Annotated in this window: 16 protein-coding genes; 6 read left to right on the top strand and 10 right to left on the bottom strand. The window is 60.0% G+C overall.

Annotated features, from left to right (window positions below; genetic code table 11):
• Positions 1-9: 9 nt before the first annotated feature.
• The 4 genes from sthA to ACTF58_RS04970 are packed head-to-tail and all read left to right on the top strand — an operon-like array spanning position 10 to position 3,393.
• Positions 10-1,428 carry a Si-specific NAD(P)(+) transhydrogenase gene (gene sthA / locus ACTF58_RS04985; protein WP_438990864.1) on the top strand — a complete coding sequence of 473 codons (1,419 nt, stop codon included), beginning with the start codon at positions 10-12 and terminating at the stop codon, positions 1,426-1,428.
• Positions 1,425-1,868, top strand: a complete 444-nt coding sequence (locus tag ACTF58_RS04980; protein WP_438990863.1) for a YaiI/YqxD family protein — start codon at positions 1,425-1,427, stop codon at positions 1,866-1,868. The genes sthA and ACTF58_RS04980 overlap by 4 nt, the downstream gene beginning before the upstream one ends.
• On the top strand, positions 1,865-2,482 hold the full coding sequence (locus tag ACTF58_RS04975; RefSeq protein WP_438990862.1) for an HAD family hydrolase: 618 nt from the start codon (positions 1,865-1,867) through the stop codon (positions 2,480-2,482). The genes ACTF58_RS04980 and ACTF58_RS04975 overlap by 4 nt, the downstream gene beginning before the upstream one ends.
• Positions 2,479-3,393, top strand: coding sequence for an ornithine cyclodeaminase family protein (locus ACTF58_RS04970; RefSeq protein WP_438990861.1), 915 nt, complete (start codon positions 2,479-2,481; stop codon positions 3,391-3,393). The genes ACTF58_RS04975 and ACTF58_RS04970 overlap by 4 nt, the downstream gene beginning before the upstream one ends.
• Positions 3,394-3,513: 120 nt before the next feature.
• Here ACTF58_RS04970 and ACTF58_RS04965 read toward each other — a convergent pair whose 3' ends face one another.
• Positions 3,514-4,749 (bottom strand): MFS transporter, encoded by a 1,236-nt coding sequence (locus ACTF58_RS04965; RefSeq protein ID WP_438990860.1) that lies wholly within the window; start codon positions 4,747-4,749, stop codon positions 3,514-3,516.
• Positions 4,750-4,946: 197 nt separating this feature from the next.
• Positions 4,947-6,134: a leucine-rich repeat domain-containing protein gene (locus tag ACTF58_RS04960; RefSeq protein WP_438990859.1), complete on the bottom strand. Its 1,188-nt coding sequence runs from the start codon at positions 6,132-6,134 to the stop codon at positions 4,947-4,949.
• A gap of 283 nt (positions 6,135-6,417) precedes the next feature.
• On the opposite strand from ACTF58_RS04960, the gene zapE reads away from it, so the two are divergent.
• Positions 6,418-7,479 (top strand): cell division protein ZapE, encoded by a 1,062-nt coding sequence (gene zapE / locus ACTF58_RS04955; RefSeq protein WP_438990858.1) that lies wholly within the window; start codon positions 6,418-6,420, stop codon positions 7,477-7,479.
• 105 nt (positions 7,480-7,584) lie between these two features.
• Here zapE and ACTF58_RS04950 read toward each other — a convergent pair whose 3' ends face one another.
• The 8 genes from ACTF58_RS04950 to ACTF58_RS04915 all read right to left on the bottom strand — a co-directional run bounded on the left by ACTF58_RS04950 (position 7,585) and on the right by ACTF58_RS04915 (position 14,694).
• Positions 7,585-8,421: a LysM peptidoglycan-binding domain-containing protein gene (locus ACTF58_RS04950; RefSeq protein WP_438990857.1), complete on the bottom strand. Its 837-nt coding sequence runs from the start codon at positions 8,419-8,421 to the stop codon at positions 7,585-7,587.
• Positions 8,418-9,008 carry a rhodanese-like domain-containing protein gene (locus ACTF58_RS04945; RefSeq protein ID WP_438990856.1) on the bottom strand — a complete coding sequence of 197 codons (591 nt, stop codon included), beginning with the start codon at positions 9,006-9,008 and terminating at the stop codon, positions 8,418-8,420. The genes ACTF58_RS04950 and ACTF58_RS04945 overlap by 4 nt, the downstream gene beginning before the upstream one ends.
• A gap of 258 nt (positions 9,009-9,266) precedes the next feature.
• Positions 9,267-10,538, bottom strand: a complete 1,272-nt coding sequence (locus ACTF58_RS04940; RefSeq protein WP_438990855.1) for a bifunctional folylpolyglutamate synthase/dihydrofolate synthase — start codon at positions 10,536-10,538, stop codon at positions 9,267-9,269.
• Entirely contained in the window at positions 10,535-11,464 is a 930-nt protein-coding gene (gene accD, locus ACTF58_RS04935) for an acetyl-CoA carboxylase, carboxyltransferase subunit beta (RefSeq protein ID WP_438990854.1), read from the bottom strand. Before accD ends, ACTF58_RS04940 begins: the two co-directional genes overlap by 4 nt.
• Before the next feature lie 63 nt (positions 11,465-11,527).
• Positions 11,528-12,436, bottom strand: a complete 909-nt coding sequence (locus ACTF58_RS04930) for a lysostaphin resistance A-like protein (RefSeq protein ID WP_438990853.1) — start codon at positions 12,434-12,436, stop codon at positions 11,528-11,530.
• A gap of 3 nt (positions 12,437-12,439) precedes the next feature.
• Positions 12,440-13,327: a CPBP family intramembrane glutamic endopeptidase gene (locus ACTF58_RS04925; protein ID WP_438990852.1), complete on the bottom strand. Its 888-nt coding sequence runs from the start codon at positions 13,325-13,327 to the stop codon at positions 12,440-12,442.
• 87 nt (positions 13,328-13,414) lie between these two features.
• Positions 13,415-13,864 carry a ribose 5-phosphate isomerase B gene (gene rpiB, locus ACTF58_RS04920; RefSeq protein ID WP_438990916.1) on the bottom strand — a complete coding sequence of 150 codons (450 nt, stop codon included), beginning with the start codon at positions 13,862-13,864 and terminating at the stop codon, positions 13,415-13,417.
• The gene (locus ACTF58_RS04915; protein WP_438990851.1) at positions 13,864-14,694 is read right to left on the bottom strand and encodes a prephenate dehydratase; all 831 of its coding nucleotides are present in this window, start codon (positions 14,692-14,694) and stop codon (positions 13,864-13,866) included. The genes rpiB and ACTF58_RS04915 overlap by 1 nt, the downstream gene beginning before the upstream one ends.
• 121 nt (positions 14,695-14,815) lie before the next feature.
• On the opposite strand from ACTF58_RS04915, the gene ACTF58_RS04910 reads away from it, so the two are divergent.
• A complete protein-coding gene (locus ACTF58_RS04910) occupies positions 14,816-15,343 on the top strand; it encodes a c-type cytochrome (RefSeq protein ID WP_438990850.1) in 528 nt (175 codons plus the stop codon).
• The last annotated feature ends 69 nt before the right edge of the window (positions 15,344-15,412 follow it).

Here is a 15,412-nt window from a genome sequence, read left to right as displayed (position 1 = left end):
GGACTATTTATGGCGCATTATGATCTGATCATCATTGGCTCCGGCCCTGCGGGGCGCGCGGCGGCCATTCAGGCGGGCAAGCTAAAGCGCAAGGTGCTTGTTGTGGACCGGAAGGACCGTTTGGGCGGGGTGTCTGTTCACACGGGCACGATCCCGTCAAAGACCTTGCGCGAGACCGTGCTCAACCTGTCGGGCTATCGTGAGCGCAGCTTTTACGGGCGCTCTTACCGTGTGAAAGACAATATCGACGCGGGCGACCTCAAGGCGCGGCTACATATGACGCTCGATCATGAAGTGGATGTGCTGGAGCACCAGTTCAACCGCAATCATGTCGACACGCTTCTCGGCATGGCCAAGTTTGTCGGGCCAAACGAGATTGAAGTGGCGACCGAGGCGGGCGACACCAGCCGCATCACGGGCGACAAGTTTTTGATTGCCACGGGAACCAAGACCTATCGGCCTGATTATGTGCCGTTCAATGGCCGCACGGTTGTGGACAGTGACGAATTTCTGGAGATGTCCGAGATCCCGCGCTCGCTTGTTGTTGTGGGGGCGGGTGTTATCGGGGTTGAATATGCCACGATGTTTTCGGCGCTTGATGTTACTGTCACTTTGATCGAGCCGCGCGACAGCTTTCTGGACTTTATCGACGCGGCGCTGATTTCGGACTTTACCCATCAGATCAAGGAAAACGGCGTCGATCTGCGGCTGGGATCACAGATCACCAAGATCGAAGATGCCAAGACCCATGTGGAAGTGAGCCTTGAAAACGGACGCCATGTGCGCGCCGATATGCTTTTGTTTGCGGCAGGGCGCATGGGCGCGACAGACAAGCTTGGGCTTGATGTTGTCGGGCTTAAGACAGACCATCGCGGGCGGCTTGAAGTCGACCGCAAGAGCTATCAGACCAAAGTGCCCCATATCTATGCGGCGGGCGATGTGATCGGGCATCCTTCGCTGGCCTCGACCTCGCTTCAGCAGGGCCGCGTGGCGGGCTGCCATGCGCTGGAGACGCCGACTTTGGGGGAAAGCCCGTGGTTTCCTTACGGGATTTATTCTGTGCCAGAGATCAGCACCTGCGGGATGTCTGAGGAAGAGATGCAGGAGCGCGAAATCCCTTACGAAATCGGCGTGGCGCGCTTTCGCGAGACCAGCCGTGGCCAGATCATGGGGCTTGAGCACGGGATGCTCAAGATGCTCGTGAGCCTGAAGACGCGGCGTGTCTTGGGCGTGCAGATTGTCGGCGAGGGCGCGACCGAGCTGATCCATATTGCGCAGGCTGTTCTCAATCTTAAGGGCACGGTTGATTACTTTGTGAAGAACACGTTCAACTATCCGACTTTGGCGGAGGCCTATAAAATTGCGGGGCTGGATGCGTTTAACCGTATGCCTATCCCTGATGAGTTCAAGGTGCAGAAAAAGCCGTGATTTATGTCGATGCAGATGCCTGCCCTGTGAAGGACGAAGTGGAGCGCGTGGCGACGCGCCACAAGATCATGGCTGTGATGGTGAGCAACGGGGGGCTGCGGCCCTCGGCCAACCCCTATGTGAGCCACGAGATTGTGCCTGACGGGCCTGACATTGCTGATATGTGGATCGCCGAGCGGGCGGGGAAAGGCGATGTGGTGATCACATCCGACATCCCTTTGGCGGCCAAATGTGTCGAGGCGGGGGCGCAAGTTCTCAAGCACAATGGCGAGGCGCTCACGGCGGCCAATATTGGCAATGTGTTGGCCACCCGCGATTTGATGTATGATTTGCGCGCGGCAGACCCGTTTCGCCAAGGCGGCGGCAAAGCCTTTTCCAAGACCGACCGCTCGCGCTTTCTGGAGGCGCTGGAGCGGGAATTACGCAAGGCTGCGACGTGATCGAGGCGGTTGTCTTTGACATCGGCAATGTGCTGATCGAATGGCAGCCGGAGCGCTACTATGCGCAGCGCCTCGGGCGCGAGCGGCAGGAGGCCTTCTTTGCGGGCTACGATCTGCACGGGCTGATGAACGAGATCGACGCTGGCGCGCCTTTTTCTGAGAGCATTGAGGCAGCGGCTCGGACACACCCCGATTTTGCCGATGAGCTTCTGATGCTGCGCGATGAGTGGCTCCCGATGACCGCTCAAGTGATGCACCGCTCTGTGCGGCTCATGCGCGCCTTGAAAGTGGCGGGTGTGCCTGTCTTTGCCTTGTCAAACTTCGGCGCGGAGAACTTCAAGTGGAGCGTTGAGGCGCATCCTTTTCTGGCTGAGTTTGACCGCGCTTACATTTCGGGAGACATGAAGATGCGCAAGCCGTTTGAAGCGATTTATGCTGCTGTTGAGGCCGACTGCGGTATTGCGCCTGAGCGGCTTCTCTTCGGTGATGACCGCGACGACAACCTTGCCACCGCCCGCGCGCGGGGCTGGCAGACCCATCGCGTTGACAGCGAGGACAGCTGGGCGCAAGCTCTGGTTTCACAAGGGCTGCTCAGCGAGGAGGCTGCGAGATGAGTCTTGAAATGGTTCCCTTTCATGAGGGTGAACAACTGCTCGACTGGGTGGCACTGACGCAGGCGATTGAGGCGGGGCACACCCTGCCCAAGGCCGAGATCGGCGATACCTTTCTCTACCGTGGCAAAGACACGCTCCTGAGCCGTGCGGCCTGGATCGACGGGATGGGAATTGCTGTGAAATCAGCGACGATTTTCCCTGACAATCCGCAAGTGGGCAAGCCTGTGGTGGGCGGGGGCGTGAGCCTTTATTCGGACGCAGACGGGAGCCTTGAAGCGATCGTTGATTTTCATCTTGTAACCAAATGGAAGACGGCGGGAGACTCGCTGCTCGGTGCGCTCAAACTCGCGCGCAAGGACAGCCGCAAGATCCTGATCATTGGCGCAGGCACCGTCGGGCGCTCGCTGCGGCAGGCGTACGGCGCGGGCTTTCCCGAGGCAGAGTTTACGGTCTGGAACCGCACAGGCGCCAACGCCGAGAAGATGGCGGCGCAGTATCCTGGCATGAAGGTGGCCGAGAGCTTGGAGGCGGCTGTGAAAGACGCCGATATCATCACCTCTGCCACAATGGTCACAGAGCCGAACCTCCTGGGCGCATGGCTGCAGGCAGGGCAACATATCGACCTGATTGGCGCCTATCGCCCTGATATGCGCGAGGCCGATGACGAGGCTCTGACGCGCGCGCGCCTTTTTGTGGACAGTTACAACACAACCATCGGCCATATCGGCGAGATCGAAATTCCGCTGCAAACCGGCGTGATCACGCGCGAAGATCTGATCGCGGATTATTACACACCCGAAAAGATGACGCGCAGATCAGACAGCGAAATTACACTCTTCAAAAATGGCGGTGGTGCCCATCTTGACCTGATGACAAGCCGCTATATCCTTGAGGCTTGGCGCCAACGTTAGCCCTTTCTTTTTGCTCTCAATATCCTAGGGGGTCCGGGGGACAAAGTCCCCCGGCTTAGCCTGTATCTGGGGGCAAAGCCCCCAGCGGGTCGGATTTCGCGAAGCGAAATTCGAAGCCCTTTAAGCGGCCGCAGCCAGGGGTTTTTCACGCACGGGCAGATGGACGAGTGCGGAAAACAGCCCGACGCCCACGCCAAACCACCAGACGGCGGTATAGCTGCCGTAGATGTCATACATCCGCCCGCCGAGCCAGACGCCGAGGAAGCTGCCGAGCTGGTGGGAGAAGAAGACGATCCCGTAGAGGGTGCCCATATAGCGCAGCCCGTAGATATGGGCGATGAGGCCCGAGGTCAGTGGAACGGTCGCCAGCCAGAGCGCGCCCATGGCGACCGAGAAGATCAGCACGGTGGCGGGGGACATGGGGGTGAGGATAAAGGCGGCGGCCACGAATGTGCGCGCGAGGTAGATGCTCGCGAGCAGGTATTTCTTGGAGTAGCGCTTGCCGAGATAGCCCGCAGTGAGCGTTCCGGCGATATTTGCAAGGCCGATGAGCGAGATCGCGACAGCGCCCAGAGCCGAGGTGGAGGAGATGCCAATGGTGTCGAGCATGGAGCCTGAGACGATGGGGCTGCACATCTCTGTGACGAAGGCGGGGAAATGCGCTGTCACGAAGGCAAGCTGGTAGCCGCAGGAGAAAAAGCCGAGGAAAATCAGGGTGAAAGACGGGTCGCGCGCGGCCCGTTTGAGGATCGTTCCCATGCTGTCTTCAAGCTCTTGCTTGGTGGCCGCGACAGGCGCGCGCATGAAGGGCAAGAGCATGATCAGCGCCAGCACGGCGGCGGCGAAGACGAGGAAGACATCCTGCCATGACATGAAGCCCAGAAGATACTCGGCGATAGGCGCGCCGACGACCTGCCCGCCGCTGGCCGCAGCTGTCACAATCGCCAGCGACATGGAGCGGTTTTCATCCGAGCTGGCGCGACCAACGACCGCGAGAATGACGCCAAAGCCCGTGCCTGCAACGCCAAATCCGATAAGGATTTCATAGAGTTGGTGCTCAAGCGGGCTAACGGCAAAAGACGAGAGCACAAGCCCCGCCGCATAGACCAAAGCGCCGATGATGACGGCCTTGCGGTCGCCTATTTTCTCGGCAATCGCACCGAAAAACGGCTGGCCGATGCCCCATGCGAGATTTTGCAGGGCGATGGCAAGGGAGAACTCGGCGCGGGGCCAGTTGAACTCTTGTGCGATGGGTATTTGGAAGACACCGAAGCTGGCCCGAATGGCAAAGGACACAAGGATAATCACGCAGCCTGTGAGAAGCACAGGGGTGAAAAGTGAGGCTTGTTTGGGCATGAGTGTCTCCTGATCGCAGGGGACAGTGGCGCGGCGCTTTGAGAAGGTCAATTGTTGATTTGTTAACTTTGGTAAAGAGCGGCGCTCGCTCCTAAAAAGGGGGGGTGAAACCCGTGCACAAGGCGTGCACCCCCGTGCACCGGCTAAACGTTAATTTCTGTTAGGGAAATTTGGTTAAGGGGGCGTGCGGTGGGGGGTTATTTAGGGCTGATTAAGCTGATTAGGGCTTTGGTGATCGGGTGAGCTTCTCCGAGAAGATAGGTGACACCCAATCCTGTGAAAGCATAGACGCCACCTGTCATCATCTGAGCCGAGCGCTTGCCCATTTCTTCGCGGAAGGCAGGGGCGAATTTGGCGGCTTTTGCCTCGGACAGCTCATGGCTGAGCGCGGCGGTTTTGGCTTGCTCTTGTTTCAGGAGCGTGGCGAGTTTTTGGCCTTCGGACTCAAGATAGGCGAGGCGGGCTTCAAGGCCTTCAGTGTCGCTCTGCTTCACGGCGAGGGCAAAACCGCTGGCGAGGTGCTCTATGAGCTGGAGCGCTTCGGGAAGCTGGTTTGTGCCTGTCTCGTTTTGCCATTCGCGCAGAGCGGTCTGGATTTGATCGGCCAGCGGCTGGATGACTTCGCGGTGCGCGTAGATGTTTGGCGCGAGGTATGCGGCGCGGGCCTTGGCTGTGGGCGAGGGCTTGGGCGGGGGTGCGACTGCTTCTCCCTTTACAATACCAAGCTCTCGCTTCCGCCGCGCAAGGAAGGCGTCGTATTCGGTGTCATCAAGGCTGTTGAGGTAGTCGAGTGTTTTGCGGGTGCGGTCTTGAGGGTTTTGAAGTTGACTGAGTTCGTGAAGATGCGGGTCAAGGTGTGATGCTAGTATATTACTAAAGAACAAGCCTTGAAATGAGTCTTCCGAACTTAATTCCGTGAAGTTTCGACACGGTCTCAGATCAGTTATTTCGCAGTTATCAATATCAAGACGTCTGAGCCATTTTAGAGTCTCAATTTGCACTATATCTCCGATTTGGGTGTTGCCAAGAAAAAGCCCAAAGAGCTTATGAAGGTTTGAAAGCGGTGCCAGCTCCCTGACAGGAGTGTCGCTGAGGTTCAACCATCGGAGAGATTCGAGAGCTTCAAGGGGCGTTAGGTCTGTAATTGACGTGTTCTTGAGTTCGAGTATCATCAGCGCTGTCAGTGTGGAAATTGGTTCAAGGCTTTTAATCTGAGTATTGTTCAGGTTTAGAGTATTAAGCCAATCAAGGTCTGAAATATCTGAAGGCAGCTTGGAGAGCGCCTTAAGCTCGTCATTAGAGAGATCAAGCTGTCCTGTCCGCTCTTCCTTCTCTTTTGCAATCAGCCGTTCGGCTTCGGCATAGGCTTTTTCTGCGTCTGTCATGGGGCTGGGCACTCTTTACATTAACTTGCGAAATCCTAGAGCGGGGCGCGAGAGGAGGCAATGGTGCGTAGCCTACGGGGAGGGTCGCTGGCGTGGTCTGTGGGGCTGCTGTGGGATTTGGATATTTGGGGCAAAAAGAAAGAGCGGTTTGGGGCGCCTCATGGGGTGTGCTGCGCGGCGCAGCGGGAGGTGTGTTTGGTTCAGGGCGGCGGATTGGCCTGTCTGACGGGGGCGTTTGCGGGGGGATTGCGCCGAGGGTGTGAATGGCTTTAGGAAGGGCCACATGACGCGCGATTTGATCACTGAATATGCGGCCCGTGTCGCGGATGGGAGCCTGAGGGCCGATGCCGCGCAAGAGGCGGCTTTGCCCGAGCTTGAGCGCATTCGTGCGGCGCTGGCGGAGCCTGTGAAGCGGGGCTGGTTTGCCAAGAAGGCAGAGCCGATCCGTGGGCTGTATATGTGGGGCGGGGTCGGGCGCGGCAAGTCTATGTTGATGGATCTGTTTGTGGATTGTCTCGACGTGCCTGTGCGGCGGGTGCATTTTCATGCCTTTATGCAGGAGATCCATAAGGGGATGCATGAGGCGCGTCAGAACAATGTGCAGGACGCGCTTGCGCCTGTGGCGGCGAACGTCATCAAGGAGGTGCGCTGCCTTGCTTTTGACGAGATGCAGATCACCGATATCACCGATGCGATGATTGTCGGGCGCTTGTTTGAGGCGCTGTTTGAGGCGGGGGTTGTTGTTGTGACCACCTCCAACCGTGTGCCTGACGATCTTTATAAGAACGGGCTGAACAGGCAGCTTTTTTTGCCGTTTATCGACCTGATCAAGACGCGGCTTGCCGTGCATGAGCTGGTGAGTGACACCGATTATCGTCAAGACAGGCTGGCGGGCGAGGCGACGTATTTTGCCCCTGTAGACGCGGCGGCGCGGGCCGCTATTGCCGCGATCTGGGCCGATCTGGGCGGGGCGGCGGCCAAGCCTCTGCGTCTCAGTGTGAACAAGCGCGAGGTTGTTTTGCCCGCGTTTCAGAGCGGGGTCGGGCGGGCGCGGTTTCATGACCTTTGCGGCAAGATGCTGGGGCCTGCCGACTACTTGGCGATTGCCGAGGCGGTGCGGGTTTTGATCCTTGAGGATATTCCGAGCCTGTCGCGCAGCAACTTCAACGAGGCCAAGCGCTTTGTGACGCTGATTGATGCTTTGTATGAGGCGCGTGTGCGCCTCATTGCGAGCGCGGCGGCGGCGCCCGAGATGCTCTATCTTGAGGGCGAGGGCACGTTTGAATTTGAGCGGACCGCGAGCCGTTTGCGCGAGATGCAGGGGGACGGCTGGGGCGAGGCCTAGCGCCCCGCTCTTGCGCCCTTATCGGCAAAGAAAGGGGGCCGTTGGATCGGCCCCTCTTTCTCCTGCCGATAGATTAAGAGATAACACTCTTGCCCTCGTAAACACTTACCCCGAGGTGACCTCGGGGATGCTCAGCCGCTGGCCCGCGCGGATGCGGTCGGGGCTGGATAAAAACTGCCGGTTGGCTTCAAAGATCGCTGTGTAGAGACCTGCGTCGCCGTAGAAGCGGTTGGCGATGGCGCCGAGGCTGTCGCCGGACTGCACGGTGTAGAAGTTGTAGCGTTTGGTCTCGCCGGCGCGCTGAACGACGCGGACTTCGACGCCTTGGCTGTTGGCGTCAATCGTTGGCGCGGGCGCTGTGTCGGGGCTGGATTTGCGCACGAGGGCGGCCAGAAGCGTTGCGGTATCGACGCGGCCCTCGTTTGTGCGCAGGGCGCTGGGCACCGCTATGTTGCCAGAGGCGGCGGCCTCATTGAGCAGGGCGTCGATATAGGCGTCGGACTGGCCTTGCTGGAGCGCTTGGGTCACCAGATCTTGCATATTCACATTGGCCGTGGTGGTGGCCGCCTTGGGCGCGGGGCCTGTGAGGCTGGCGAGCACACCTGCGGTCATGTTGCGCAGGGTGTCGTCGGGGGCAGCGGCGGCGGCCGCTTTTGGCGCTGTTGGGCCTGAGAGGCTGGCCAGAACGCTGGCTGTGATCTCGTCAACGGGCGTCTCTTCTGTCGTGGCAGGAGCGCGCACGAGGCCGATCAGCCCTGTGTCGGCGCGGGTGACGGCGGTGTCATCGGCGCTTTCGGGCAAGGGCAGCTCTTCGGGGGCGTTTGCCAACGGGGCGCCTGAGGGCTGCATCAGAATGAGCGCCAGTGTGACTGTGAGGAAGGCCGCGCCGATGATCAAAAGGCGGGTCAGGTGCGGGTTGGCTGGTGTGATAAGCTGCTTCATGACGTTGGCTGCTTTACAGAGAGGCCGAGAAGGAGCCAGACTTGCATTCCGCCACGGTAATATTTGATTTTGTCGGCGGGGTAGCCAGCGCTGCGCAAGGCGTTGATGGCGCGGGTGGACTGGTCACACCACGGGCCGTTGCAAAACAGCAGAAGCTCTTTGGCGGCAGCAAAATCCCATGTGGTGCCGTTGCTTTGCGCACCGAGGGCCTTGAGGATTTCGTCGCGGTAGGGGTTGCTCTCTTGCAGCGTGGCGAAGGGCACGTTGACGGCGCCCGGGATGGTGCCTTTGGCGAACCAGTCGGGCATACGGCTGTCAAGCAGGAGGCCATTGCCGCGGGCGACCGAAGTTTCCAGAAAGGAAATCACTTCGAGTTCGCCCACTGTCTCGACGCCTTCGCCCGCGCTCATGGCGTGGATGCAGAAGGGCGGGCAGGCGCGCGATGTTTTGGTGAACTCACCCATGAGCTGGTGTGAGGTGTCTTGGATCCGTTCGATCACAAGCGCTTCGCCTGTGTTGAACGTGATCTCTTTTGACAGGCTATCCGGTGTGAGGCGCACATCCTGTGCGAAGGTCACTGCTGGCATAAGGCACGCGCCAGCGAAAAAAATGCCAAAAAGGCGTCTCATTACTATCCCCCAAATCAGTGCACGCATTCATCTGTGGCGCAGGGCGTGCTTTGACAACTGGTTCAACATATAGGCGAATCGATGCGAATCGGTCAACATAAAGTGATTCGGAATTCGGCGAATCAGAGCTGTCTTGGGGCTAAGTCCTTGGAAGTGATTCGCATTTTTCTTAAATGCTTGGGAAATATTTTACCTTTTGGTCCGTTGGCTGCGGATTTAGCTGTGCTCGCGCAGGATATGGCCTGCGAGATAGAGCGAGCCGCAGATCAGGATGCGCGCCTGTGGCGTTTCGCGCAGGATGTCGCTTAGGGCGGCTGAGACGCTCTCAGCGGCCTGTGCTTTCATGCCTGCGTCTTTGGCGGCAGCAGCTGTGGTCGCGGCGGGGAGGGTGTTGGCCTCGCCCGGGATCGAGACAGCGTGGAGCGCTTCGATATGCCCCGCGACGGGGGCGAGATAGCCTGCGATGTCTTTGGTGTTGAGCATACCGCAGATCATATAGGTGGGCCGTTTGGGCAGGCGCGTGAGGCTTTCGGCAAGGGTTGCGCCGCAGGCGGCGTTGTGGCCGCCATCAAGCCAGAGCTCGGCCTCGGGGGCGGCGTCAATCAGCGGGCCTTGAGCGAGTTTTTGCATCCGCGCGGGCCATGTGGCACCCGTGACGGTGGCCTCATAGGCGGCTTCGGGCAAGCCGAGGTGGCGCAGGCCCGCGAGGGCGGCTCCGGCGTTTTGGAACTGGTGCGCGCCCATGAGCGAAGGTGGGGGCAGGTCAAGCAGGCCTGTTTCGTCTTGGTAAACGAGGCGGCCGCGCTCTTCAGAGACGTGCCAGTGCTGGCCTTGGGCGATCAGCGGCGCGCCGAGGCTGGCGGCCTTGGCTTCGATCACTTCGGCGGCGTCCTCGGGCTGGGCCGACATCACAAGCGGCACGCCCCGTTTGATGATCCCTGCTTTTTCGCTCGCGATTTTGGCGACGGTATCGCCCAGGAATTGCGGGTGATCAAAGGACACGGGGGTGATGACTGTGAGGGCGGGTTTGTTGATCACGTTGGTGGCGTCAAGCCGTCCGCCGAGGCCGACTTCTAGCAGCGTATAATCTGCTGGCGTGCGCGACATGGCGAGCAGGCCCGCAACCGTTGTGATCTCAAAATAGGTGATCGTGTCGCCATTGTTGGCGTCATAGCATTCGTTCAGAACCTCGGTGAGGTGCGGCTCGGAAATCAGCGCGCCGCGCAAGCGGATGCGCTCGTGAAAGCGGGCGAGGTGGGGCGAGGTATAGGCGTGGGCGGTGAGGCCTGCGCCTTCGATCCCTGCGCGGAACATGGCAAGGGTTGAGCCTTTGCCATTGGTCCCTGCGATGTGGATCACGGGGGGGAGCTTGTCTTGCGGGTTGCCGAGCGCGTCGAGCAGCTTCCACACGCGATCTAGCGTGAGGTCGATGATCTTGGGGTGAAGCGCCATCATCCTTTCGAGGATGACATCTGATCCGCTGCTCATTTTTTTGCGTCTGCCGCTGCGGGGGCGTCGGCCGCCTCTGCGAGGTTTGGCGCGGGCAGATCACCTGCGACGGGAGGCGGCATATCCATGAGCATACGGATGATCTGGATCAGCTCGCCGCGCATCTCTGTGCGGGGGGTGACGCGGTCGAGCATACCATGATCAAGCAGGTATTCGGCGCGCTGGAAGCCTTCGGGGAGCTTTTCGCCAATGGTCTGTTGGATCACACGCGGGCCAGCAAAGCAGATCAGCGCGTTTGGCTCGGCGATCTGGACGTCGCCCAGCATGGCGTAGGAGGCGGTGACGCCGCCTGTTGTCGGGTGGGTCAGAACGACGATATAGGGCAGGCCCGCTTCTTTGAGCATCTGCACGGCCACAGTTGTGCGCGGCATTTGCATGAGGCTGAGAATACCCTCTTGCATCCGAGCTCCGCCCGCAGCGGAGAAGAGCACCAGCGGGCGCTTGAGCTTTACGGCGCGTTCGGCGCCCGCGATGATGGCGTTGCCGACATACATTCCCATGGAGCCGCCCATGAAGGAAAAGTCCTGCGCGGCGGCAATGATCGGCGTGCGGCCGATTTCGCCTTCGGCGACGAGCATGGCCTCTTTTTCGCCGGTTGATTTCTGTGCGGCTTTCATGCGGTCGGGGTATTTTTTCTGATCGCGGAATTTGAGCGGGTCTTCGATTGGCGCTGGGACTTTGACCTCGGTGAAGATGCCGCCATCAAACAGCGCTGTGAAGCGGTCGCGGGGTGTGATGCCCATGTGGTGGCCACAGGAGGTGCAAACATTGAGGTTGTTGGCCAGTTCGCGGTGAAACAGCATGGTGCCGCAGTCGTCACATTTGCTCCAGAGATTCTCGGGCGTGTCGCGGCGCGAGAAGATCGAGTTGATGCGCGGACGGACGTAGTTTGTGATCCAGTTCATAGAGGGGCCTTTGCCGTTTCACTTGTCAGATGTCCAGATAATCAGGACGGGCGGGAAATGCAATCAGCGCTTGAGGCCAATGCGTGCGGCGAGCCACATGAGGCCAAGCAAAAGAAGCTCGAGGGCGAGCTGCCAGTTAAGGCCTGAGGCTGTGTCGCCAGCGAAGGTTTCTTCCAGCGTTTCGGGCGCAAACAGAAAGAGCGCAAAGCCCGACGACGGCCCGCCTGCTTCGCCGTAGAGCAGGAAGGCGAAGGCGTTGTTGGCGAGATGAAAGGCGAGGGCGGGGCCGAGTGTTCCTGCGCGGGCGGTCAGGTCGGAGGCGGCAAGGCCGAAGCAGAAGGCCCAGATGACATATTGGACGTTGTGGGAGAGGTCGCCCTCTGTGTTCCAATGGGCGAGGCCGAAGGCGAGGTTTGTCAGAATGAGCCAGCTTGCGGGATGGGCAAAGAGCGCGGCGAGCTGTTGTTGCAGATAGCCCCGATAGAGCAGCTCTTCGGCGGCGATTTGCACAAAGACGGCCCCAAGCGAGAGCGGCAAAAGCGCAGCCCAGAGCAGGGGCGCGCGCGTGGCTTGCAGGGCCTCGGCGCTCCACCATGGCGGGATAAACTCAAGCGCCAGCAAAAGCAGGGTGAGCGGGGCGAGCACGGCCCAAAACTGGCGCAGGGCTTTGCGTGGCGGGCCAAGGAGCGTCTGTGCGGCGCGGTGATGCAGGCGGCGTGTCACCAGCATAACGATGGCGGCGAGCAGGCCGAAAGAGGCGAGCTGCGCGCCGAGGCCAAGCGGGGTTGAGCCTGAGAAGAAGGGGGCGACCCAACCCGGCTGAAGGGCGAGCAGGAGCGCTTCGATCAGATCATAGGTGAGGAGGTAGCCAAACTCGATCAGGCAGTATCCGAGAACCACTGTGAGCAATGTGCCGCTGAGCCGCGCGGGGGCAATGAAGGCGCGATGCGGGGCATAGGGCGCGCGACGCATCTGTCAGCGCCCAAGCGAGAGCCGTGCCGCGAGCCAGGCGCAGAGGAGGATCATCAGATCATAGGGCAGCCAGATCGGCAGGAGGGCGGGATCGGTCATTTCGAAGGGGTAGGTATAGAGCGCGAGGCCGACCAGCGTATCGCCGGGCGTGACATAGAGCAGGCTGGCGAAGTTGAAGAAGAAATGCAGCGCGATGGCGGGGGCAAGTGTGCCCGAGCGTGCCGTCAGATCGGCGGCAGCGAGGCCAAAGAGCGCGGCGCTGAGCACAAGCGCCCAAGCGTTGGGACCAGCGATAGAGGGCTCGTAGTGCAGCGCGCCAAAGACCAGCGCAGGCAGGCCAAGCCAGACCACAGGGTTTGAAAACCGCGCGGCGAGCTGGCTCTGGGCGTAGCCGCGAAAGAGCAGCTCTTCGGCTGTGACCTGAATAAACAGAAGCGGCAGGGCGAGCGGCAGGAGCGCGAGCCAGCGCAGGTAGTCAAGATTGTGAAACGGCTCTAGCAGCCCCGGCTCGGGCAGGAACCAGAGCAGCACGGCAAAGCCGCCGAGTGCTGTGCTGACGCGCAGGCCCTGCTGAAGAAACTGCCGCCCCTTGCCAAAGAGTGTGGCGAGCGGGCGGCGGTGTAACATATTGAGCACGAGGCCGAGGGCGATGATGATAAAGCCGAAGGAGGCGAGAATGGCGAGCATTCCGCGCGGGCTGCTGCCGCTGTCGATTTCGGCCACCAGCGCGGGCCAGTCTTGTGGCGCGACCAGTTCGGCGAGCAGGGTAAAGTAGCCATGCCCCAGTGTGAGATAGCAGGCGAGCACGAGCACAACGCCCAAGCCAAAGCGCCAGAGCTCGGGGCTTTGGCGGGCGGGGGCAGTTAAAACATCTTGGCCCTGATAACGCATTTGTCAGGCTTTAGCGCCAAACACGCGCCACGCAAAGCTTTACCCTGACTTGAGGGTTTATTTTTGCGCGGCTGTGCTGCGGATGCTCTAGGCTTCGATTTCGGTGATCATGTCCACGCGGGTGCCGTGGCGGCCGCCTTCGAACTCGGCGGAGAGGAAGGCGTCAACGATCTCAAGGGCGAGGCCCGCGCCTGTGACGCGCTCGCCGATGGAGAGCATATTGGCGTTGTTATGTGCGCGGATCATGCGGGCCGAGAAGGTTTCGGAGCAGACGCCGCAGCGGATGCCTTTGACTTTATTGGCGGCCATCATGATGCCTTGACCTGTGCCACAGAGGATGATGCCGAGATCACAATCGCCTGAGGCGACAAGCTCTGCGGCGGCTTGGCCGTGCTTGGGGTAGTGGGTGCTTTCGGGCGTTGTTGGCCCGATATCGACGGCCTCATAGCCCTGAGCCGTGATGTGCGCGGCAATGGCTTGGCGCAATTCGATGGCGGCGTGGTCACTTGAGAGGGCGATGCGTTTGGTCATGGGAATTATCTTTCGCGGTCGGCGGGGTAGACGCCGATGATTTGGATGTAGGATGTGAAATAGTCGAGTTCTTCCAGCGCCAGTTTGACGTTGGGGTCTTCTGGGTGGCCGTCGATGTCGGCGTAAAAGCGGGTCGCGGTGAAGGAGCCGTCGACCATGTAGCTTTCGAGCTTGGTCATGTTGACGCCGTTGGTGGCGAAGCCGCCCATGGCTTTGTAGAGCGCGGCGGGGATGTTGCGCACTTCAAAGACGAAGGTTGTCATCATGTTGAGTTGTCCACGGCGCGACAGGTCGGCTTCGCGGCCCATGATGACAAAGCGGGTGGTGTTGTGGCCGTGGTCTTCGATATCGGAGGCCAGAACTGTGAGGCCATGAATGTCTGCGGCCAGCTCGGAGGCGAGCACGCCTTGGTCTTGTGCGCCAGAGGCGGCCAGCTCGGCGGCGGCACCTGCGCTATCAGCCGCCGAGATCGGCGCGATCCCGTGCTGTTTCAGAAAGGTGGCGGACTGGGGCAGCAAAACGGGGTGTGCGCGCACGCTTTTGACAGCCGCGAGCGGCACGCCCGCATTGGCCATGAGCGCGATGCGCACCCGCACGAAGGCCTCATCCACGATGAACAGGCCACAATCAGGGATCAGCCGGTGATTGTCGGCGACGCGGCCATAGGTCGTATTCTCGACAGGGAGCATGCCAAAATCGGCCGCGCCTGATTTGACCGCCTCGATGGCGGCTTCAAAGGAGGCACAGGGCACAGGCACAGCCTCGGGGCGTGCTGTTGTGCAGGCTTCGTGGCTGTAGGCGCCCAATTCGCCCTGAAATGCGATCCGTTCAGACATATTTTAACCTTTTTGATGCACCCCGAGTGAATAGGGGCGTTTGGCCGCAGAAACTACACCTTGCGTAAAGGGAGTGGAAGCGGATAGAAACCGCCAAAAGCTACCAAACGGAATCTGGCCCATGTTTGATACAATGACATCCACCAAAATCCTCGGCGCGGTTTGTGGCGCGCTTTTGTTGTTCCTGTTTGCCAAGTGGGGCGCAGATGCGCTTTACACTGTTGGCGGCGGTCATGGCGCGTACGGCGAAGAGCACGTTGCGGGCTATCTGATTGAAGTTGAAGAGACAGCCGAAGCCGAAGTTGAAGAAGAAGGCCCCGATTTTGCAACCATCATGGCTGCTGCCGATGTTGCGTCTGGCGCGAAAGTCTTCAAGAAATGCTCGGCTTGCCACAAGATTGAAGCTGGCGCGAACGCGACAGGCCCCTACCTTCACGGTGTTGTCGGGCGCGCAATCGACTCAGCTGAGGGCTTTGGCTACTCCGGAGCGCTTGAGCAGATCGGCGCGGAATGGACCCCTGAAAACCTCTATGCCTTCCTTGAGAACCCCAGGAAAACGACGCCCGGCACAAGCATGAGCTTCTCGGGCCTCAAGAAATCATCTGATCGTGCGGATGTGATTGCCTATCTCGACAGCCTCGACGACTGAGACTGAACGACAGACCAGAGTTTGAAGCCGCCAGCCCCGAAACGGGCTGGCGGTTTTGCTTTGTGGAGT

The organism is Lentibacter sp. (assembly GCF_965657785.1).
GTDB lineage: Bacteria > Pseudomonadota > Alphaproteobacteria > Rhodobacterales > Rhodobacteraceae > Lentibacter.
This window is presented reverse-complemented; position numbering and strand designations above follow the sequence as displayed.

Excerpts from the sequence above, each read along its gene's own strand:
- zapE (WP_438990858.1), top strand. The coding sequence starts at position 6,418 with ATGACGCGCGATTTGATCACTGAATATGCGGCCCGTGTCGCGGATGGG.
- ACTF58_RS04970 (WP_438990861.1), top strand. The coding sequence starts at position 2,479 with ATGAGTCTTGAAATGGTTCCCTTTCATGAGGGTGAACAACTGCTCGAC.
- ACTF58_RS04945 (WP_438990856.1), bottom strand. The coding sequence starts at position 9,008 with ATGCCAGCAGTGACCTTCGCACAGGATGTGCGCCTCACACCGGATAGC.
- sthA (WP_438990864.1), top strand. The coding sequence starts at position 10 with ATGGCGCATTATGATCTGATCATCATTGGCTCCGGCCCTGCGGGGCGC.
- ACTF58_RS04940 (WP_438990855.1), bottom strand. The coding sequence starts at position 10,538 with ATGAGCAGCGGATCAGATGTCATCCTCGAAAGGATGATGGCGCTTCAC.
- ACTF58_RS04960 (WP_438990859.1), bottom strand. The coding sequence starts at position 6,134 with ATGACAGACGCAGAAAAAGCCTATGCCGAAGCCGAACGGCTGATTGCA.
- ACTF58_RS04965 (WP_438990860.1), bottom strand. The coding sequence starts at position 4,749 with ATGCCCAAACAAGCCTCACTTTTCACCCCTGTGCTTCTCACAGGCTGC.
- ACTF58_RS04910 (WP_438990850.1), top strand. The coding sequence starts at position 14,816 with ATGTTTGATACAATGACATCCACCAAAATCCTCGGCGCGGTTTGTGGC.
- ACTF58_RS04930 (WP_438990853.1), bottom strand. The coding sequence starts at position 12,436 with ATGCGTCGCGCGCCCTATGCCCCGCATCGCGCCTTCATTGCCCCCGCG.
- accD (WP_438990854.1), bottom strand. The coding sequence starts at position 11,464 with ATGAACTGGATCACAAACTACGTCCGTCCGCGCATCAACTCGATCTTC.
- ACTF58_RS04925 (WP_438990852.1), bottom strand. The coding sequence starts at position 13,327 with ATGCGTTATCAGGGCCAAGATGTTTTAACTGCCCCCGCCCGCCAAAGC.
- ACTF58_RS04950 (WP_438990857.1), bottom strand. The coding sequence starts at position 8,421 with ATGAAGCAGCTTATCACACCAGCCAACCCGCACCTGACCCGCCTTTTG.
- ACTF58_RS04915 (WP_438990851.1), bottom strand. The coding sequence starts at position 14,694 with ATGTCTGAACGGATCGCATTTCAGGGCGAATTGGGCGCCTACAGCCAC.